The sequence below is a fragment of the Cupriavidus sp. Agwp_2 genome (genome assembly GCF_040784895.1).
GTDB lineage: Bacteria > Pseudomonadota > Gammaproteobacteria > Burkholderiales > Burkholderiaceae > Cupriavidus.
The window spans coordinates 496807-517065 of the sequence record NZ_CP088083.1 but is presented as its reverse complement, the minus strand read 5'-3'; the positions used below and the strand labels follow the sequence as shown (position 1 = coordinate 517065).

At 67.9% G+C, this 20259-nt stretch carries 20 protein-coding genes; 17 read left to right on the top strand and 3 right to left on the bottom strand.

The annotated features are described in order from the left end of the window. Positions 1–19 precede the first annotated feature (19 nt). Positions 20–1492 carry a peptidylprolyl isomerase gene (locus tag LPA45_RS02425; RefSeq protein ID WP_116317140.1) on the bottom strand — a complete coding sequence of 491 codons (1473 nt, stop codon included), beginning with the start codon at positions 1490–1492 and terminating at the stop codon, positions 20–22. A 9-nt stretch (positions 1493–1501) separates the two neighbouring features. Next, on the bottom strand, positions 1502–3943 hold the full coding sequence (locus tag LPA45_RS02420) for an LPS-assembly protein LptD (RefSeq protein WP_116317139.1): 2442 nt from the start codon (positions 3941–3943) through the stop codon (positions 1502–1504). Positions 3944–4143: 200 nt separating this feature from the next. Between LPA45_RS02420 and LPA45_RS02415 the strand changes: the two genes are divergently transcribed. The 17 genes from LPA45_RS02415 (at position 4144) to LPA45_RS02335 (ending at position 19536) form a co-directional block, all read left to right on the top strand. After that, positions 4144–5178 (top strand): aminoglycoside phosphotransferase family protein, encoded by a 1035-nt coding sequence (locus tag LPA45_RS02415; RefSeq protein ID WP_116317138.1) that lies wholly within the window; start codon positions 4144–4146, stop codon positions 5176–5178. A gap of 88 nt (positions 5179–5266) precedes the next feature. Continuing rightward, positions 5267–5959 carry an AzlC family ABC transporter permease gene (locus tag LPA45_RS02410; protein WP_233527972.1) on the top strand — a complete coding sequence of 231 codons (693 nt, stop codon included), beginning with the start codon at positions 5267–5269 and terminating at the stop codon, positions 5957–5959. Continuing rightward, positions 5956–6279 carry an AzlD domain-containing protein gene (locus LPA45_RS02405; protein ID WP_116317136.1) on the top strand — a complete coding sequence of 108 codons (324 nt, stop codon included), beginning with the start codon at positions 5956–5958 and terminating at the stop codon, positions 6277–6279. Before LPA45_RS02410 ends, LPA45_RS02405 begins: the two co-directional genes overlap by 4 nt. Next, positions 6279–7016, top strand: coding sequence for an N-acetylmuramate alpha-1-phosphate uridylyltransferase MurU (gene murU, locus LPA45_RS02400; RefSeq protein WP_116317135.1), 738 nt, complete (start codon positions 6279–6281; stop codon positions 7014–7016). The genes LPA45_RS02405 and murU overlap by 1 nt, the downstream gene beginning before the upstream one ends. A gap of 118 nt (positions 7017–7134) precedes the next feature. After that, a complete protein-coding gene (locus LPA45_RS02395) occupies positions 7135–8526 on the top strand; it encodes an aminopeptidase P N-terminal domain-containing protein (protein WP_116317134.1) in 1392 nt (463 codons plus the stop codon). Next, positions 8523–8996 (top strand): hypothetical protein, encoded by a 474-nt coding sequence (locus tag LPA45_RS02390; RefSeq protein WP_116317133.1) that lies wholly within the window; start codon positions 8523–8525, stop codon positions 8994–8996. Before LPA45_RS02395 ends, LPA45_RS02390 begins: the two co-directional genes overlap by 4 nt. Further along, entirely contained in the window at positions 8977–10206 is a 1230-nt protein-coding gene (locus LPA45_RS02385; protein ID WP_116317132.1) for a UbiH/UbiF/VisC/COQ6 family ubiquinone biosynthesis hydroxylase, read from the top strand. The genes LPA45_RS02390 and LPA45_RS02385 overlap by 20 nt, the downstream gene beginning before the upstream one ends. A gap of 398 nt (positions 10207–10604) precedes the next feature. Further along, entirely contained in the window at positions 10605–11672 is a 1068-nt protein-coding gene (dusB, locus tag LPA45_RS02380; RefSeq protein ID WP_116317131.1) for a tRNA dihydrouridine synthase DusB, read from the top strand. Continuing rightward, on the top strand, positions 11669–11902 hold the full coding sequence (locus LPA45_RS02375) for a Fis family transcriptional regulator (protein WP_010813887.1): 234 nt from the start codon (positions 11669–11671) through the stop codon (positions 11900–11902). Before dusB ends, LPA45_RS02375 begins: the two co-directional genes overlap by 4 nt. 22 nt (positions 11903–11924) lie before the next feature. Next, entirely contained in the window at positions 11925–13499 is a 1575-nt protein-coding gene (gene purH, locus LPA45_RS02370) for a bifunctional phosphoribosylaminoimidazolecarboxamide formyltransferase/IMP cyclohydrolase (protein WP_116317130.1), read from the top strand. 80 nt (positions 13500–13579) lie between these two features. After that, positions 13580–14125, top strand: coding sequence for a crossover junction endodeoxyribonuclease RuvC (gene ruvC, locus LPA45_RS02365; RefSeq protein WP_116317129.1), 546 nt, complete (start codon positions 13580–13582; stop codon positions 14123–14125). A 78-nt stretch (positions 14126–14203) separates the two neighbouring features. Beyond that, positions 14204–15430: a glycerophosphodiester phosphodiesterase gene (locus tag LPA45_RS02360; protein WP_199414495.1), complete on the top strand. Its 1227-nt coding sequence runs from the start codon at positions 14204–14206 to the stop codon at positions 15428–15430. A gap of 63 nt (positions 15431–15493) precedes the next feature. After that, positions 15494–16075, top strand: coding sequence for a Holliday junction branch migration protein RuvA (ruvA, locus tag LPA45_RS02355; RefSeq protein ID WP_116317127.1), 582 nt, complete (start codon positions 15494–15496; stop codon positions 16073–16075). Between the two features lie 46 nt (positions 16076–16121). Next, on the top strand, positions 16122–17180 hold the full coding sequence (gene ruvB / locus LPA45_RS02350; protein ID WP_116317126.1) for a Holliday junction branch migration DNA helicase RuvB: 1059 nt from the start codon (positions 16122–16124) through the stop codon (positions 17178–17180). A gap of 233 nt (positions 17181–17413) precedes the next feature. Next, positions 17414–18028 (top strand): hypothetical protein, encoded by a 615-nt coding sequence (locus tag LPA45_RS02345; RefSeq protein ID WP_116317125.1) that lies wholly within the window; start codon positions 17414–17416, stop codon positions 18026–18028. Positions 18029–18073: 45 nt separating this feature from the next. Further along, entirely contained in the window at positions 18074–18658 is a 585-nt protein-coding gene (locus LPA45_RS02340) for a YSC84-related protein (RefSeq protein WP_116317124.1), read from the top strand. A 152-nt stretch (positions 18659–18810) separates the two neighbouring features. Further along, positions 18811–19536 carry a queuosine precursor transporter gene (locus tag LPA45_RS02335; RefSeq protein WP_367394875.1) on the top strand — a complete coding sequence of 242 codons (726 nt, stop codon included), beginning with the start codon at positions 18811–18813 and terminating at the stop codon, positions 19534–19536. Positions 19537–19575: 39 nt separating this feature from the next. Here the strand turns inward: LPA45_RS02335 and LPA45_RS02330 are convergent, their stop codons facing one another. Continuing rightward, the gene (locus LPA45_RS02330; RefSeq protein ID WP_116317122.1) at positions 19576–20250 is read right to left on the bottom strand and encodes a histidine phosphatase family protein; all 675 of its coding nucleotides are present in this window, start codon (positions 20248–20250) and stop codon (positions 19576–19578) included. Positions 20251–20259 lie beyond the last annotated feature (9 nt).

Sequence of the window (20259 nt, the reverse complement as noted above, 5' to 3'; positions counted from 1 at the left end):
GTCGGCGGCAGTGCGCGTGTCAGCGCTGCCGGTTGATGCGGTACTCGACGTACGCCTGCGAGCGAAGCTGGCGCACCCAGTCATCATACGCGGCCCGCAGCTTCTGCTCGCGGACCTCGGCGCGCGCGAAGTCACGCTGCTTCTCGGGCGACAGCTCGGTCTCGCGGCGGTTCAGCACCTGGATCAGGTGCACGCCGAACTGCGTGACCACCGGCTCGGAGATCTCGTTCGGGCGCAGGCGGCTCATGGCCTGCTCGAATTCGGGCACCAGCTCGCCCGGCGAGACCCAGCCGAGATCGCCGCCGTTCTGCGCCGAGCCGTCCTGCGAGAAGCGCTTGGCCGCGTCGGCAAAGTCGCCGCCGTGGGTGATGCGATCGCGCAGCGTGCTGAGCTGGCGGCGCGCCTCGGCCTCGGGCATGTTCGGGCCGGTGCGGATCAGGATGTGGCGCACCTGGGTCTGGGTGATCTTCCCTGCCGCGGCCGGGCCGGATGCCGGCGCGGCACGCTTGGCGATCAGCTTGACCACATGGAAGCCCGCTGCGCTCTCCACCACCTGGGGCGCCAGGGCGCCAGGCTGGAGGTCGACCACCGAGTTGGCAAACAGCGCCGGCAGGCGGCCGATCTCGCGGAAACCCATGGCGCCGCCCTGCGCGGCTTCGGGGCCTTCCGAATTGGCTTGCGCCAGCTGCGCGAAATCCGCGCCGCCCTGGGCCTGCTTCAGCAGCCCCTCGGCCTTGGCGCGCTGCGCCTGCTTCTGCGCGTCCGAGGCATTCTCGGGCACGCGCACGAGGATCTGCGCCACGTTGTACTCGGTCGGGCCGGTGGCCGCGGCCTGGCCACCGCGGGCAGCCAGGAAGTTGTCGATCTCGCCGTCGTAGACCTGCACCTTGGAATCGACCTCGCGTTCGCGCAGGCGGATCACCTGCACCTGCTTGCGCAGTTCGTCGCGGTACTTGGTCCAGGTCATGCCGCTGGCTTCCACGCGGCGGCGCAGCTCGGTGGCGTTCATGCGGTTCTGCTGCGCCACCGATTCGATGGCGCGGTCGATCTCCTGGTCGGTCACGCGGATGCCGGCTTCCTGCGCGGCCTGGGTCTGCACGCGTTCCATCACCAGGCGCTCCAGCACCTCGCCGAGCAGGTCAGCGCGCGGCGGGACGGGACGGCCGGCGGCGCGCAGCTGGCCTTCGATTTCGTCGGCGCGGTCGAGCAGCTCGCGGCGCGTGATCACGCTGCTGTTGACCACGGCGACCACCTCGTCCACCAACTGCGAGCGCTTCTGGTCGCCAGGCTGCGGCACGCCGAGCTTGGGCTGGCTCGCCGGCGCGGTGACGTCGGACGACTGCGGCACGAAGATGCCGGTGGCACGGCCCGCGCCCGGCGCCTTCAGCTGCGCGGCGGCCGGAACGGCGACCGCGGCCAGCACCGCCGGCAGCAGCAGGCGGTGCCACGACGTCATGAGAAAGGAAAACACGGCGAATTCTTGACGTTTCATCTTAATCCGTCATTCATAGTGATCGTACTGGGTCGTCGGCACCGGCTTGGCGGACACGGGCTCGTAGCCCGGCACGTTCAGCCGCAGGATGTTCAGCGGATTGGACCCGATCTTGGAAAGGCCACGGAACTCCACCTGCAGGAAGACCCGCCCGGTGTAGCCCTGTGTGGTGTTGCGGAAACGCTGATAGACCACGCGGCCGACCCAGCAGTCCGCGGCGTATTCGACGCCGGCCAGCGTATCGACCATCTGGCTGGCGCTCAGGTCGAAGGCAAAGCGCGCGATGGCATAGGCGCGCCGCGTGATCGGCCACTGCCCTGACAGCTCGAACTGGTCGATCGCGGTGTTGTCGGTCACGGCGGTCGGACGGCGGTAGCGGTAGCCGGCGTTGAAGACCTTGCGCGGCTCGGGGCGGTATGAAAACGCCACGTTGCCGTAGTTGACCCGGTCGGTATCGAGGTTGTACTGCACGCCCATGTCCAGGTAATAGCCCCGGAACATCTGGATAGTGGTCGCCGCGAGCAGATCGGAGGCGCCGGGCTTGGGGTCTGCCAGCGTGCCATTGATCTGCACGCGCTGCCCGGTGAAGTCGTAGCGCTGCGCGATGGTGCCGCGGAAACGCTCGATGCCGGAGTCGGCCTCGATCAGGCGCGTGGTCAGGCCGCCGGTGATCTTGTTGTTGTCGGCGATCCGGTCGTAGCCGGTGAACGGGTTCTCGCTGAAGATCTGGCCGTAACCGAAGTCGGACTGAACCGTGTCGAACAGCGGAAACTGGCTCTGATCGCGGAACGGCGTATACACGTAGAACAGGCGCGGTTCCAGCGTCTGCAGGTAGTTGACGCCGAACAGCCGGCTGACAGTCGGCGCATCGCGCTCGAACGTCATGGCCGAATCCAGGCTGACCGTGGGCAGCACGCGCGAGAAATTGGTCTGCGCGTTGGGCGTATTGTCCTGCGACTCCATCTGGTACTGGGTCGCGTTGAATGTGACCTTGGGCGTCACGTACCAGCCAGCGCGCACGATCGGATAGCTGATGCTCGGCTGGATGAACATGCGCTCGCCCTGCGGCTGCTGGAAGCCCGTGGACGTCAGCGGGATTCGGAAGCGCGTATAGTCCGCCTCCACCTGCACGTCGAAACCGCCCAGGTCATAGCGGATGTACTTGCCGTTGAGCTGCGGCACGCGCTCGTACGACGGCTCGCTGGGGCGCAGCGTCTGGAATTTCTGCACCCGCGCCATCAGGAAGAAGTCCTGCCAGTTGTAGGTGACGCCGCCTTCCTGCACATACTGGCGCTGCGCGGACTGCGCCACGCTGCGGTTGAAGTCGTCCGGGTACTGGTCATCCGAGACCCGGTTGACGTTCAGGTAGGCGTTCAGCCCCTTGGCCAGGTTCTGGTTGTGCTGGATCGAGTAGGCCCAGCGGTTCGAGTTGGTCTTCTGGTCGTCAGGCAGGAACTCGGCGCGGATGCGGCCGGAGTAGCCCTGCCCCAGGTAGCGGTACTCGCCGCCCAGCTGCAGGCCCCGCTCCGTCATCAGCCGCGGGTAGATGGTCAGGTCGCGGTTCGGCGCGATGTTGAAGTAGTACGGCATCGTCAGGTCGAAACCCGAGCGCGAGCCGTAGCCCATCAGCGGCGCCAGGAAGCCGCTGCGACGGTCATCGTTCAGCGGGAAGCTGAACGCCGGCGCCGCCGCGATCGGCACGCCGAAAAAATTCAGCACGCCGCCATAGGCAACGCCCACCTGGCGGTCGCTGTCCAGGTCGATCTGGTTCGCGCTGAAATACCAGTCCGCGTTGTCCGGCGAGCAGGTGGTGTACGACGCCCGCTTGATGGTGCTGCGGTCCTTGTCCAGGAAGTCGATGCGCTCGGCCTTGCCGGCGCCGCCGGTCTGCTGGAAGTAGTAGTCCGGCGACAGCATGTAGCCTTCGTTGGCCTCGACCTTCAGCTTGGCCTCGGGCCCCACCGCCAGCGTGCCGCTGCGCGACAGCCGCACGTTGCCCTGGGCATGGGCCTCGTCGGTATCCTGGTCGTAGCTCAGCTTGTCGCCCTTGACCACGCCGCCGTCGCGACGCAGCTCGGCATGGCCTTCGAGCTCGACGCCGCGCTCGCTGTAGCCGGTCATGCGGTCACCCTCGATGAACGTCGGTGCGCCGGAATCAGGCTCGCTGGTCTTGGGGGGCTCGGCCAGCCGCGGCACCAGTTCGCCGGAAACCGCGGGCAGTTCGGGCGCCTGCGGCGCGGCTTCGAACACCGGCTCGACCTGGTCCAGGTCCGGAATCGCCGAGCCCGACATCTGCGCCTGGGCGCCGGCCGACAGCCCGGCCATGGCCAGCACCAGCGGACGCAGCCGGCCAGCGCTCAGGCGGCCGGCACGCCTGGCGCGGGCGGCGGCGCCAGTGGGGGCAGGCGAAAGCAAGGCCCTGTTATTCGGTGTTCGTCGTTGTTCGGTCATTCGCACGGGTTGTCAGTCTCGGCGTGGGCTGCGGCCGCCTGCAAGCCGCCAACCCCTGCCAGAGCAGGCTGCAGGGCAACGAAGGCCCCTCCCGGGGGCCGCCCGGCGCCCGGGTCTGGTCGGGTATTATACGGGGCAACCAAACCTGCCCTTGCGGCCGGCTTCCCCCGCTCCACGATATTTTTCCGCGCCCTTCCTGTATGGCAGCTCTTCCCCACGACCCGCGCCTGGACCAGCTCAAGGCCTGGGTGTCCGGCCTTGGCCCGGCCTGGTCCGCCGATCCCGACTCCTGCGCTCCCGCATCGGCCGACGCCAGCTTCCGCCGCTATTTCCGCGTGCGCACCGGCAACCCGGCGCACCCGACCGCCATCGTCATGGATGCGCCGCCGGCACATGAGGACTGCCGACCCTTCATCCACGTCTGCCAGCTGTTCGGCGACGCAGGCGTGACCGTGCCGACCGTGCTGGCGCAGGACCTGGCGCAGGGTTTCCTGCTGCTCGCGGACCTGGGCAACCAGACTTACCTGTCCCGGCTGGACGATTCCACCGCCCATGGCATGTATGCCGACGCCGCCGCGGCGCTGGTCCGCATCCAGGCCGCCACGCGCCCCGGCGAGCTGCCCGCCTACGACCGCGCGCTGCTGCAGCGCGAGCTCGACCTGTTCCCGCAGTGGTATGTCGCCAGGCACCTTGGCGCCACGCTGACCGACAGCCAGCAGGCCGACCTGCGCGAAGTGATGGATGCGCTGCTTGAGAACAACCTGGCGCAGCCGCAGGTCTACGTGCACCGCGACTATCACTCGCGCAACCTGATGGTGCTGGACGGCGGCGCCAATCCCGGCGTGCTGGATTTCCAGGACGCGGTGATCGGCCCGATCACCTATGACGCGGTCTCGCTGTGGCGCGACGCCTATATCGAATGGGACGAGGAACAGCAGCTCGACTGGCTGATCCGCTACTGGGAGCGCGCGCGCAAGGCCGGCCTGCCGGTCAACGCGGATTTCGGCGAGTTCTACCGCGATTTCGAATGGATGGGCCTGCAGCGCCACCTGAAGGTGCTGGGCATCTTCGCCCGCCTGTACCACCGCGACGGCAAGGACGGCTACCTCGCCAACCTGCCGCTGGTGCTGAAGTACACCCGCAGCGTTGCCGGCCGCTATACCGAGCTGCGCAAGCTGATCCGGCTGCTGGACGCGCTGGAAGGCGCGGCCAGCCCGGCCGGCTATACATTCTGACGCCGTGCCTGACGTGAACGACCCGGCCCAGCCTCCAGCCATTACCGCCTTCGGCGAATGGCTGGCAGGCGCGCGCGCGCTCGCGCCGATGCTGCTGGGCGTGGTGCCGTTCGGCCTGATCTACGGCGTGCTGGCAGTCGGCGCCGGCATGCCGGCCTGGCTGGCCTGTGCCATGAGCGCGATCGTGTTCGGCGGCGCGTCGCAGATGATCCTGACCCAGCTGTGGACCGCCGGCACGCCCGCGGTGGTGATCACGCTGACGGTGGCTATGGTCAACCTGCGCCATGCGCTGTATTCCGCGACGATAGCGCCCACGCTGGCACACCTGCCACGCCGCTGGAAAGCGCTGATCGCCTACCTGCTGACCGACGAAGCCTTCGCCGCGATGACGCGCCGGCTGGGCGATACGGGTCCGCGCGCGCAATACCGTCACTGGTATTACTTTGGCGGCGGCTTCGCGCTGTGGGCCAGTTGGCAGGTATCGACGCTGGCCGGCGTGCTGGTCGGCGCCCAGGTGCCGCGCGACTGGCCACTCGACTTTTTCCTGCCGCTGACCTTCATCGGCATCATCGTCCCCGGGCTCAAGCATCGCTCCCATGTGGCCGCCGCGGTGGCTGCCAGCGTATTGGCGGTGGCCTGCTTCGGCCTGCCGCACAAGCTCGGGCTGATGGTGGCGGCGCTGGGCGGCATCGTCGTCGGCATGCTGGTGCTGGGCCGAGGAAACCGCCCGGGCCCGCGTGCAGCCGCCCATGCCGGATCGGTCGGCAAGGAGGCCGCATGAATTCGATGACCCTGCTGTGGGTCTTCCTCGCCGCGGGCCTGGCCACGTTCCTGATCCGCCTGTCGTTTATCGCCGTGGAAGGCCGGGTGCGGCTGCCAGCGTGGTTCCGGACCGCGCTGCAGTTCGTGCCGGCCGCCATGCTGTCGGCGCTGATCGCCCCCGACCTGCTGATGCAGGGCGGCGAACTCGCGCTCACCCCAACCAATGCGCGGCTGGTGGCCGGCGTGGTCGCCATCCTGATCGCCGCGCGTACCCGCAGCGTCGGCTGGACCATTGCCGGCGGCATGGCCACGCTGCTTGCCCTGGAGGCACTGTTCTGATGAAGGTCATGATCTTCGCCGCCGGCCGCGGCGACCGCATGCGTCCGCTGACCGATACCTGCCCCAAGCCCTTGCTGGCCGTGGGCGGCAAGCCGCTGATCGTATGGAAGATCGAAGCGCTGGCGCGGGCTGGACTGCGCGACATCGTCATCAACCACGCGTGGCTAGGCGAGCAGATCGAAGCCGCGCTCGGCGACGGCAGCCGCTTCGGGGTGCGCATCGCGTACTCGCCCGAAACCGAGGCGCTGGAAACCGCCGGCGGCATCGCCAAGGCCCTGCCGCTGCTCTCGCACGACCCGGCCCGAGGCGAGATCTTCCTGGCAGTGTCGGGCGACATCTTCTGCGACTACGACTTCCGCACGCTGCTGCCCCGCGCCGCCGCGATGGCCGGCGCCGCCGAGCCGCGCATGCACCTGGTCATGGTGCCTAACCCCGATTTCCATCCGCGCGGCGACTTCGCCATGGATGCGCAAGGACGGCTATCGCTGGACGAGCACCCGGCCATCGGCGAGCGCCTTACCTTCGGCAATATCGGCCTGTACGATACGCGCCTGTTTGCCGGCATCGCGGCTGGCACCCGTGTTCCGATGACACCCTTCTACCGCGCCGCGATTGCCGATGGCACCGCCACCGGCGAACGCTTCGACGGGCGCTGGGAAAACGTGGGGACGCCGGCGCAGCTGGCTGAATTGAACGCCAGGATTGAACCTGTGCCGGCCGCCTCCGTCGGGCGTTAGTTCAGGGGTACCGGCGCTGCGCCATGGCGGTGGCGCTGCGCGCCTTTTGCTTCACCGCCGCTGCAACGCGCCTACCGGCGGTAGAATCGGCCTGATCCTCCTCTTACCAGGCCACATCATGTCCGCACCCGACAACGCCCTCCTCGCCGCCTGCCGCGAACGCCGCGCCCGTGTGCTGCAGCACCTGCGCGCCGGCGGCGGTGGCGTGGCGATCCTGCCTACGGCGCCGGAAGCCATGCGCAACCGCGACAGCGACTATCCGTACCGGCACGACAGCTACTTCTATTACCTGAGCGGATTTACCGAGCCAGAAGCCGTGCTGGTGCTGGTGGCCGGCGCGCCGGGCGACCCCGCCGATGCCGACCGCAGCATCCTCTTCTGCCGCCCCAAGCACGAAGAGCGCGAAATCTGGGACGGCTTCCGCTACGGCCCCGAAGGAGCGCGCGCCGCGTTTGGCTTTGACGAAGCGCATTCGGTCGAAGAGATCGACGCGACGCTGCCGCCGCTGCTGGCCAATCGTGCCCAGGTGGCCTACCCGCTGGCCGAGTCGACCCGCACCGACATGCAGATGCGCCGCTGGCTCGACGCCGTGCGCATGCAGGGCCGTGCCGGCGTGGCCGCGCCGTCGGTGGCGATCGATATCCGCACGCTGCTTGACGAGATGCGGCTGTTCAAGGACGCGGGCGAACTGGCCATCATGCGCCGCGCGGGCGAAATCTCCGCCGGGGCCCATGCGCGCGCGATGCAGGCCACGCGCCCCGGCCTGCGCGAATACCACCTCGAAGCCGAGCTGCTCTATGAATTCCGCCGCCACGGCGCGCAGAGCGTGGCCTACAACTCGATCGTCGCGGCCGGCCCCAATGCCTGCGTGCTGCACTACCGGGCCGGCCCGGCCGAGTTGAAGGATGGCGACCTGTGCCTGATCGACGCCGGCTGCGAGCTTGACGGCTACGCCTCGGACATCACCCGTACCTTCCCGGTGTCGGGACGCTTTTCCCCCGCGCAGCGCGAGCTGTATGACCTGGTGGTGGCAGCGCAGGAAGCCGCGATCGCCGAGACCCGCGCCGGCGTGCCCTACAACGTGCCGCACGATGCCGCCGTGCGCGTGCTGGCGCAAGGCATGCTCGATACCGGCCTGCTCGACCGCAACAAGGAAGGCACGCTCGACGACGTACTGGCCAGCGGCAGCTACCGCCGCTTCTACATGCACCGCACCGGGCACTGGCTTGGCATGGACGTGCACGACGTGGGCGAGTACCGCGTCGCCAGCCATAATGGTGAAGGCGAGCGCCCGTGGCGGCCGCTGCAGCCGGGCATGGTGCTGACCATCGAGCCCGGCATCTACGTGCGCCCGGCGCAGGACGTGCCGGAGCGCTACTGGCATATCGGCATCCGCATCGAGGATGACGCCGTGGTCACCGATGGCGACTGCGAGCTGATCACCCGCGGCGTGCCGGTGCATGCCGCCGAGATCGAAGCGCTGATGCGCGATGCCGGAGGCCAGCGATGACCGGTTGGCTGCGCAGACTCTTCCCCGGACAGGGCGGCACCCAGGCCGCGGCCGCGCAACCGCGCGACCCGTCGGAACCGTTCATCATCAACCTGTACGACGACCGCGTGGTGGTGCACCGCCCTGATGGCCAGCGCGAGGAAATCGCGTGGGACGCACTGGAACGCGTCGTAGTACGCGTCTCCAACCGCGAGCCCTGGACCGGCACTGCCTGGCTGATCCTGGTCGGCGCGCCCGACAGCGGCCAGGGTTGCGTGGTCCCGGTCGATGCCGCCAACTATGCTGCGTTGGCCGAGCAACTGCGCGCGCTGCCCGGCTTCAACCAGCAGAAGCTCGACAACGCGCTGCGCGATGCCGCGGCCGGCAGGTCGCGCACTGACGCGATCTGCTGGAAGCGAGTGGCCGGAGACGGCGGCGCTGCCCCTGGCGGCAATGCAGGAAGCAGTGACGATGCCGGCCGCGCCAGCTGAGATGCGCGACATCGCCATCGTCGGCGGCGGCCCGGTAGGACTGGCGCTGGCCTGCCAGCTGCTGCGCACCACCGACTGGCGCATCGCGCTGATCGACGCCGCCACGCCTGCGCGCGCCGCGCGCGACCCGCGCGCGATCGCGCTGTCGCACGGCAGCCGCCAGTTGCTCGAGCAGATCGGCGCCTGGCCCGTGCCCGGCAGCCCGATCGAGCATATCCATGTGTCGCAGCGCGGCCGCTTCGGCCATGTTCGCCTGCACCATGACGACTACGGCGTGCCGGCATTGGGCTATGTGGTCCGCTATGGCGAGCTGTGCGATGTGCTCGAACGCGCCCTCGCGCGCGCCGCGCAGGCCTGCGCGGATGACAGGCTCCAGCGCGTATTCGAGACCCGCATCGACCAGATCGAGCAACCGCCATCGGCCGGCACCGGCGACGATGCCGACGCCGGCACGGTGCAGCTGACCGGCACTGCCCATGACGGCCAGGTGGTGCGCTTTCTCGCCCGGCTCGCGATACAGGCCGAGGGTGGCCTGTTCCACGAGCAGGCGCGGCACCAGGGCCGCGGCGCGCGTACGCGCGATTACGGGCAGACCGCCGTGATCGCCCATGTGACCTGCTCGCGCCCGCAGCCCGGCTGGGCCTGGGAGCGCTTTACCGAGGAAGGCCCGCTGGCGCTGCTGCCACACGACGAGCACGGCGTCGCCGGCTACGCGCTGGTGTGGTGCTGCCCGCCGGAACAGGCCGCACGGCGGCTGGCCCTGCCCGACGCGGAGTTCGCGCTGGAGCTGGGACGCGCCTTCGGCGACCGGATGGGCTATTTCACGCTGGCGGGCAAGCGCCATGCCTTCCCGCTGGGACTGAACGCCGCGCCGGTCACGGTCAGCGGCCGCGTCGCGGCGGTAGGCAATGCGGCGCAGACGCTGCACCCGGTGGCGGGCCAGGGCCTCAACCTGGGCCTGCGCGACGCCTTCGCGCTGGCCGACTCGCTGCGCGCCGCCTGCACGCCGCAGGCGCTGCAGGCGTTTGCCAGCCGCCATCGGCTCGACCGCGCGGTCACCATCGGCGTCACCGACCTGCTGCCGCGCCTGTTCGGCGTGCCCTACCCGCTTGCCGCGCATGCCCGCGGGGCGTCGCTGGCGGCGCTGGCCTGCCTGCCGCCGCTGCGGCACGCGCTGGCGCGCCACATGATGTTCGGCATGCGCCGCTAAAGTCCCTGGCGCTGGCCTGGCGTGAGTGGCGCTGGCGCAACACAGGAACCGGACCATTGCGCCAGCGCGCAATGGTCCGCCCGCCGCGTATGCCTGTTATTGCCCGCGGCCGGCGAAATGGCGGGATTGATATGGCGTTCTGTTGGCGTTGTGCCGGGCAAAATGCGCCGCCGATGCTCAATTCTTGGGCAGTCGCTCCCGTTTGGCGGTAGAATCTCGGCCTCGCACATGTCCCGATCCATCGCCGGCTGCAGTTTCGGCAGGGGCATGTTTTTCCGTTTCGTCTCTGTTTCGCCCGATCGTCACAAGGTCTCCCGAACCAGAGCAGGCCATCCCGATCCCTTCCCGGCGCGCGCGCCGCCAGGGCGGCAGGGCCCCAGCAGAACCGCCGCCCTATCGTGCAGATCGGACCTCACCAACTCCGCAACAACCTGTTTGTCGCCCCCATGGCGGGCGTGACGGACCGGCCGTTCCGCCAGCTGTGCAAGCAGCTCGGCGCCGGCTATGCGGTATCGGAAATGGTGGCGTCCAACGCACAGCTGTGGAAAAGCGAAAAGACCATGCGCCGCGCCAACCACGCCGGCGAGGTCGAGCCCATCTCGGTGCAGATCGCCGGCGCCGAGCCGGCGATGATGGCCGAGGCGGCGCGCTACAACGTCGACCGCGGCGCGCAGATCATCGATATCAACATGGGCTGCCCGGCCAAGAAGGTGTGCAACGTCGCCGCCGGTTCGGCGCTGCTGCAGAACGAGCCGCTGGTGGTGCGCATCGTCGAGGCGGTGGTCGCCGCTGTCGGCGAGCGCGTGCCGGTCACGCTGAAGATCCGCACCGGCTGGAACCGCGAGAACCGCAATGCGCTGCGCATCGCACGCATGGTCGAGGACGCGGGCATCAGCATGCTCACCATCCACGGGCGCACCCGCGCCGACCTGTACCACGGCGACGCCGAGTACGAGACCATTGCCGCGGTCAAGGCAGCGATCTCGATCCCGGTGGTCGCCAACGGTGACATCACTACGCCGCAGAAGGCAAAGCAAGTGCTGGCGCTGACCGGCGCGGACGCGATCATGATCGGCCGCGCGGCGCAGGGCCGGCCGTGGCTGTTCCGTGAGATCGAGCACTTCCTGAAGACCGGCGAAATGCTGCAGTCGCCGGAAGTGGCCGAGATCCGCGCGATCATGAACGCGCACCTGGAAGACCACTACGCCTTCTACGGCGAGTTCACCGGCGTGCGCACCGCGCGCAAGCATATTGCCTGGTACACGCGTGGCCTGCGCGGCGCGAACCTGTTCCGGCACCGGATGAACACGCTGGAATCCACCACCGAGCAACTTGCGGCCGTCAACGCTTTCTTCGAAGAGCAGGCGCAGTTCTCGGACCGGCTGGTGTACGTGGACGACGACCAGGGCAAACAAGATAAAGACGAAGCGAACAACAACAAAAACGGGGAGTTGCTTGCCGCATGAGCCGCAACGCTATCGACCAGTGCATCAGGGAAAGCCTGGACACGTATTTTCGCGACCTGGACGGCGAAGAGCCTTCCAATATGTACAACATGGTGCTCGAAGCGGTCGAACGGCCGCTGCTGGAAGCCGTGATGGTGCGCGCCGAGCGCAACCAGTCGCTGGCGGCCGCCTACCTGGGCATCAATCGCAACACGCTGCGCAAGAAGCTGCAGCAGCACGGTTTACTTTGAATTTGAAGCGTCTCCCACAGCCATGATCAAGCAAGCCCTCCTTTCCGTATCCGACAAGACCGGCATCGTCGAATTCGCGCGCGAACTGAACGCGCTCGGCGTGACGCTGCTTTCCACCGGCGGCACCGCCAAGCTGCTGGCCGACAGCGGCCTGCCCGTGACGGAGGTGGCCGACTACACCGGCTTCCCGGAAATGCTCGACGGCCGCGTCAAGACGCTGCACCCGAAGGTCCATGGCGGCATCCTGGCGCGCCGCGACCTGCCCGAGCACATGGCCGCGCTGGCCGAGCACAATATCCCCACGATCGACCTGCTGGTGGTGAACCTGTATCCGTTCCAGCAGACCGTGGCCAAGGATGACTGCACGCTGCCTGACGCGATCGAGAACATCGATATCGGCGGTCCGACCATGCTGCGCTCGGCGGCCAAGAACCACCGCGACGTGACCGTGATCGTCGACCCGGCCGACTACGCCGTGGTACTCGACGAAATGCGCGCCAACGGCAACAGCGTCGGCTACGACACCAACTTCCGCCTGGCGACCAAGGTGTTCGCGCACACCGCGCAGTACGACGGCGCCATCACCAACTACCTGACCAGCCTCGGCGCCGACAAGTCGCATCAGGGCCGCAGCGCCTACCCGCAGACGCTGAACCTGGCCTTCGACAAGGTGCAGGAAATGCGCTACGGCGAGAACCCGCACCAGTCGGCCGCCTTCTATCGCGACCTGAAGGCCGTGGATGGCGCGCTGGCCAACTACGTGCAGCTGCAGGGCAAGGAGCTGTCGTACAACAACATCGCCGACGCCGATGCGGCGTGGGAATGCGTCAAGTCGTTCGACGCGGCCAACGGCGCTGCCTGCGTGATCATCAAGCACGCCAATCCGTGCGGCGTGGCGCTGGGCGCCAACGCGCTGGAAGCATATGAGAAGGCGTTCAAGACCGATTCGACCTCGGCCTTCGGCGGCATCATCGCTTTCAACGTGGAGCTGGACGAAGCCGCCGCGCAGGCCGTGGCCAGGCAGTTCGTTGAAGTGCTGATCGCGCCGTCGTTCAGCGCTGCTGCGCGTGCGGTGTTCGCGGCCAAGCAGAACGTGCGTCTGCTGGAGATTCCGCTGGGCAAGGGCATCAACCAGTTTGACTTCAAGCGTGTTGGCGGCGGTCTGCTGGTGCAGGGCCCGGATGCCAAGAACGTTCAGCCTTCGGAACTGCGCGTGGTGACGCGCCGTCATCCGACGCCGAAGGAGATGGATGATCTGATGTTTGCCTGGCGGGTGGCGAAGTTCGTGAAGTCCAATGCGATCGTCTTCTGCGGTGGCGGTATGACGCTGGGTGTCGGTGCCGGGCAGATGAGCCGTGTGGATTCGGCTCGCATCGCCAGCATCAAGGCGCAGAATGCCGGGCTGACGCTGGCTGGCTCCGCTGTGGCGTCGGATGCGTTCTTCCCGTTCCGTGACGGGCTGGATGTGGTTGTGGACGCTGGCGCTACCTGCGTGATTCAGCCGGGCGGGTCGGTGCGGGATGATGAGGTGATTGCTGCTGCTGATGAGCGGGGGATTGCCATGGTGCTGACTGGGACGCGGCATTTCCGGCATTAAGGGTTTTGTTTGACGGCTGGGGCTTGTCGCTGTTGGTGACATGCGACAACAGCGCCAAGACCCAACCAATTCAACCCAATATGCGAATCCTAGGCATCGACCCCGGCCTGCGCACCACCGGCTTTGGCGTGATCGAGAAGCAAGGCAACAAGCTTGCCTACATCGCCTCGGGCACGATCAAGAGCAACGGCAATGAAAGCCTGCCGCAACGGCTGAAGACGCTCTACGACGGCATCAGCGAGGTATCTCGCACCTATGCCCCCGACTGCGCCGCGATCGAAAAGGTCTTCGTCAACGTCAACCCGCAATCGACGCTGCTGCTCGGCCAGGCCCGCGGCGCCGCGATCTGCGGGCTGGTCGGCTACGGCCTGCCGGTATTCGAATACACCGCGCTGCAACTGAAGGTGGCAGTAGTCGGCTACGGGCGGGCCAACAAGGCCCAGGTCCAGGAAATGGTGACCCGCCTGCTGATGCTCCCCGGCCAGCCCGGCAGCGACGCGGCCGACGCGCTGGGCGTCGCAATCTGCCATGCCAATGGCGGCGATACGCTTGGCACGCTCGCAGGCATGGCCCCCGAACTGGTGCGCAAGGGCATGCGCGTGCGGCGCGGCCGCCTGGTCGGCTAAGCCTGCCCCTCATCTCACGCGGGTCCTGCGCCCCGTGTCTCTTACAATCTGGCATTCGTCTTCCCGCAGGAATACTGAATGCCAAGCCAGACTGATGTCCTCGCCCGCCCCGTAATGCTTGCCTTGCGGCGCTGGCGGTTCCCCGTCACCACGGCCGCGGCCTGCGCCATGCTGGTCGCCGGCTGTGTCACCGCGCCCCGGCCCAAGCCACCTGCACCGCCAGCACCGGCGCCGGCCACGACCCCGGCACCAGGCGCGCCGCAGCCCCCCACCGCCGAAAAACCCAAGGCGCTGGTTATCGCCCACCGCGGCGCCAGCGCACTGCGGCCCGAGCACACGCTGGCCGCCTATACCAAGGCGATCGAGGACGGCGCCGATGCGATCGAGCCGGATCTCGTCATGACCCGCGATGGCGTGCTGGTGGCCCGCCACGAGAACGACATCACCGGCACCACCAATGTCGCCGACGTGGCGGAGTTTGCCGACCGCAAGCGCACCAAGGTCATCGACGGCGAGCGCCTCACCGGCTGGTTCACCGAGGACTTCACGCTGGCCGAACTCAAGACATTGCGCGCGCGCGAACGCATCCCGCGCCTGCGCCCGGCCAATGCGCGCCTGAACGACCAGTTTGAGGTGCCTACCCTGGACGAGATCGTGCGGCTGGCCGAGCAGGCTTCGCTGCGCACCGGCAAACCCATCGGCATCTACGCCGAACTCAAGCATCCGAGCTACTTTCGCGGCATCGGCCTGCCACTGGAAGACAAGCTCGCCGCCGCCGTGCGTGCCCAGCCTTACCTGAGCCGGGCACCGCTGTACATCCAGTGCTTTGAGGCAGGAAGCCTGCGCGCGCTGCGGCGCACGTTCGGCCACGCGCAGCCCAACGTCAAATTGGTCCAGCTGGTCGGCAACCCGCGCAAGGGCCCCGCCGACTGGAAGCTTGCCGGCGACAACCGTACCTTCGGCGACATGCTGAATGCGACCGGCCTGCGCGAAGTCGCGACCTATGCCGACGGCATCGGGCCCGAGAAGAGCAGTGTGGTGCCGCGCGATGCCCAGGGCGCGCTGGCCACGCCGACCGCGGTCGTCCGCCAGGCCCATGCCGCCGGCCTGTTCGTCCATCCCTACACCTTCCGCCCAGAGAACAGTTTCCTGCCCAAGCCACTGCAGACCGGCGGCGACGAGGCTACGCGCAGCCCGTCGGGCATGGTGCGCGAGCTGGAAGCCTTTATCGCCGCGGGCGTCGATGGCTTCTTCACCGACGACCCGGCGCTGGGGCGCCGCGCGGTCGATACGCCAACCCGCTGAAGCCACGGGACGGCCGCGGGGTACACTTGCGGCCGCCTCATCCCCTACCTGACATACCACACCATGATCGGACGCATCGCCGGCACCCTCATCGAGAAGAATCCCCCGCACCTGCTGGTCGACTGCCACGGCGTTGGCTATGAGGTCGACGTTCCGATGAGCACCTTCTATAACCTGCCGGCGGTGAGCCAGCCGGTCACGCTGCTGACCCAGCTGATCGTGCGCGAGGACGCGCACCTGCTCTATGGCTTCGGCACGGCGGCCGAGCGCAATACCTTCCGCGAACTGATCAAGATCAGCGGCATCGGCGCGCGCATGGCGCTCGCGGTACTGTCGGGCATGTCGGTGTCCGAGCTGGCCCAGGCGATCACGCTGCAGGAAGCGGGCCGGCTGACGCGCGTGCCGGGCATTGGCAAGAAGACCGCCGAACGGCTGCTGCTCGAGCTCAAGGGCAAGCTCGGCGCGGAGCTGGGCCACGCGCCCGGCGCCGCGGCGGTGCCCGACAACGCCGTCGATGTGCTCAACGCGCTGCTCGCGCTCGGGTACTCGGAGAAGGAAGCCGCCGCGGCGATCAAGCAGGTGCCGGCCGGCACCGGCGTGTCCGAAGGCATCAAGCTGGCGCTCAAGGCCTTGTCCAAGGGCTGAAGCGTAGAATGGCGGGGTTTCCTCCGGGGCATGCCCCATTAGCGCCATGATCGAGACCGACAAGCTTTCCGCCCCCGCCCGCGTGATCTCCGCCACCCCCGCCTCGTCGCAGGAGGAGGCGTTCGAGCGGGCATTGCGGCCCAAGCTGCTGGACGAGTACGTCGGCCAGGAAAAGGTGCGTGGGCAGCTCGATATCTTCATGCAGGCGGCGCGCAAGCGGCGCGAGGCGCTCGACCACGTGCTGCTGTTCGGCCCGCCGGGGCTGGGCAAGACCACGCTGGCCCATATCATCGCGCGCGAGATGGGGGTGGGCCTGCGCCAGACCTCGGGGCCGGTGCTGGAGCGCCCCGGCGACCTGGCGGCGCTGCTGACCAACCTGGAAGCCAACGACGTGCTCTTCATCGACGAAATCCACCGGCTCTCGCCGGTCGTCGAGGAGATCCTGTATCCGGCGCTCGAGGACTACCAGATCGACATCATGATTGGCGAGGGCCCCGCTGCCCGCTCGGTCAAGCTCGACCTGCAGCCGTTCACGCTGGTGGGCGCCACCACGCGCGCCGGCATGCTGACCAACCCGCTGCGCGACCGCTTCGGCATCGTGGCGCGGCTGGAGTTCTACAATGCCGAGGAACTGGCGCGCATCGTCACGCGATCGGCCCAGTTGCTGCACGCCAGCATCGACCCGCGGGGCGCGCTGGAGATCGCGCGGCGCGCCCGCGGCACGCCGCGTATCGCCAACCGGCTGCTGCGCCGCGTGCGCGACTATGCCGAGGTCAAAGGCGACGGCACCATCACGCGCGAGATGGCCGATGCCGCGCTGGCCATGCTCGACGTGGACCGTGTCGGCTTCGACCTGATGGACCGCAAGCTGCTGGAAGCGGTGCTGCACAAGTTCGGCGGCGGCCCGGTGGGCGTGGACAACCTGGCCGCGGCCATCGGCGAGGAGCGCGACACCATCGAGGACGTGCTCGAACCCTACCTGATCCAGCAGGGCTACCTGCAGCGCACGCCACGCGGGCGCGTGGCCACTGCGGCGGCCTACCGGCATTTCGGGCTGGCGGCACCGCAATCTGGCGGCGGCGGCGAGTTGCTCGACGGGCAGTAAGGCGCGGCGCAGGGATGCCGCCGGCGGGGCCGGCATCAGCCAATTAAACGTTTTAATCTCGCCCACCAAATTTTTTCGAAGTGGATTGCTGGCCCATGCCCGTTTGTCCACAATGGCTTCATCGGCACCTGCCTGGTGCCCGCCGATGACCGCCCCCGCAGGGAGGCCCCAAGGGCCGCCTGCCACGGTTGCGGCGCCATTGTGAACCGGTTTCCGACCCTGCAAGGAATGCCATGAGCCGTCCCCAGCGCCGTTCCACCTCGTCCCTGCTCGCCGCCAGCCTGGCCAGTGCCGCCATCTTGTTGCTGTCTGCCGGGAACGCCAACGCCCAGCGCGCGCAGGGCCCCGTTGGCGTCGCCGAGGAAGCCGTGATCAGCGGCAAGATCATTGATATCGATCCCACTTCCAAGGCTGTGCTGGTGCAAGGCCCGCGTGGCAATGTGGTCGAACTGGTCGCGGGCGACGAGGCGAAGAACTTCGGCCAGATCCGCAAGGGCGACATCGTTACCGTGACGCGCGGCGCGGCTCTGGTGGCATCGCTGGAACCGCTGGACAGCAAGGCCACGGCCATGGCCGAACAGGTCGATCGCACCTCCCGTGCCGCCGAGGGCGGCAAGCCGGGCATCATGCGCGAGATCACCACCACGGTGACCGCGGAAATCACCAAGGTCGATCCGGCCAAGCGCCTGGTCACGTTCCGCGGACCGCGTGAAACGCTGCGTACCGTCAAGGTCGAGGATCCCGCCATCGACCTGAACCAGATCAAGCGCGGACAGATGGCCAAGCTTGTCTACCGCGAAGTCGTGGCCATTACGGTCAAGGCCCCAGCGGCGGCCGCCGCCAACTAAGCCGCCGTGCCGGGCGCGGTACTTTTCCCCACCAGGAGGTTACCTATGAATCGTCGCCACTTTGTTACCCGGGTTGCCGGCTCGGGCCTGCTCGTCGCCACCGCAATGGCGGCAGGCTGTACCACCACCGGTACCAGCGCCTCGAAGGATCCGGTCGCCAAGAAGCAGGAAATCGATGCCGGGGTGGACGGCGCGCTGAACCGGCTGTTCTCCGCCAACGCCGGCGCACGCGACCTGGCGCAGCGCGCGCAAGGGGTCCTGGTGTTCCCACGTGTCATCGCAGCCGGCTTCCTGGTAGGCGGCGAATACGGCGAGGGGGCGCTGCGATCGAAGGGTGCGACGGTCGGCTACTACAGCACGACGCAGGCCTCGGTCGGGCTGACCGCCGGCGGGCAGTCCAAGTCCGTCATCATCATGTTCATGACGCCGGAGGCCTACAACAAGTTCGTGTCCAGCAAGGGCTGGACGGCCGGCGCGGATGCGAACGTGGCGGTGGCCAAGGTCGGCGCGGACGGCAGGCTCGACACCCTGACCAGCCAGCAGCCGGTGATCGCCTTCGTGCAGACCAACGCCGGCCTGATGTTCGACGTCTCGGTGAACGGCTCCAAGATCAGCAAACTGGATATCTGACACAGCTGCTCCCCCGGCGGGGGCCTTCAGAACCCAATTCCCGGCTTTCGCCGGGAATTTCTTTTGCAGGACAGCGTGGCACCCGATTGCGGCGCCGCTGGCATAATCGCGCCCAAAATACCGCGCGCCAGCGCCACCGACCGGGAGCCCCCATGTCCGCCGTCCCCGCCAGCACGACCCAACCGGGCCGCGTCTACCGCTACTATGACTTCGTCATGGCGGCGTTCGTTACCGTGCTGCTGTGTTCGAACCTGATCGGTGCTGCCAAGGCGGCACAGGTGACGCTGCCCGTGATCGGCACGGTGACCTTCGGCGCCGGCGTGCTGTTCTTCCCGATTTCGTACATTTTTGGCGACGTGCTGACCGAGGTCTACGGCTATGGCCGTGACCGGCGCGTGGTCTGGGCCGGTTTCGCCGCGCTGGCGTTCGCCACCTTCATGAGCCTGGTGGTACTGAACATGCCGGTCGCGCCGTTCATGGCGGACTACCAGAAGAGCCTGCAGGACGTGTTCGGCAACACCTGGCGCATCGCGCTCGGATCGCTGATCGCGTTCTGCTGCGGCAGTTTCACCAACAGCTATGTGCTGGCGAAGATGAAGCTGTGGACCGGGGGGCGGTGGCTATGGACGCGCACGATCGGCTCGACGCTGGCAGGCGAGCTGGTGGATTCGTCGCTGTTTTACGTGATTGCCTTCTACGGCATCTGGCCGCTGGAGAAAGTTCTCCAGGTGGCGGTGGCGCAGTATGTGCTGAAGACCGGCTGGGAAGTCGCGATGACGCCGGTGACGTACAAGGTGGTGGGTTTCCTGAAACGGGCGGAGAACGAGGACTACTTCGACCGGCATACCGACTTCACGCCGTTCCGCGTGCGGGTCTGAGGCCCACTCCCGCCGGGCGGGAGAAGGACATCCAGAGCTTCAAGGCACCCGCCGGTCCACCTCGTCCAGCGCCAGGTTTTCCAGATGGCTCACATCCCCCCACGCCGCCAGCATCAGGTGGGAACTGTCGCTGCGCAGCCGGTTGACACTGGCATTTAGCAGCTCATGCTGGCGCGGCGCTTCCAGCGTCATGCCGGTGGCCTCGCGGTACAGGCAGTCGAGCACGCCGCCGTGCGCGACCAGCGCGATGCGCTCGCCGGGGTGGCGGCGCGACAGCGCCAGCACGGCGTCGACGGTGCGCTCATGGAAACCCAGCAGCGATTCGCCCTCGGGCGGCGCGTAGTCCGGCACGCGCGCCTGCCAGCGTGCAAACTCCTCGGGCAAGTCTTCGGCCACTTCGGCGTAGGTCTTGCCCTGCAGCGTGCCGTAGCTGCGTTCGCGCAGGCGCGCATCGGGGCGTATCTGCAGCCCCAGCGCCTCGGCCAGCGGCGCCGCGGTTTCCATGGCCCGCGACAGGTCGCTCGAATACACCGCGTCGATCGGCTCGCCGGCCAGCGCGGCGGCCAGCGCGCGCGCCTGGGCGCGGCCGGTATCGTTCAGCGGAATATCGAGCTGGCCTTGCAGCCGGCGCTCCCGGTTCCAGGCCGTTTCGCCATGGCGGATTACGATCAGGTGGGTAAAGGCCAGCGATTGCAGCCCGGGGCTTAGCGACATGCCGATTCC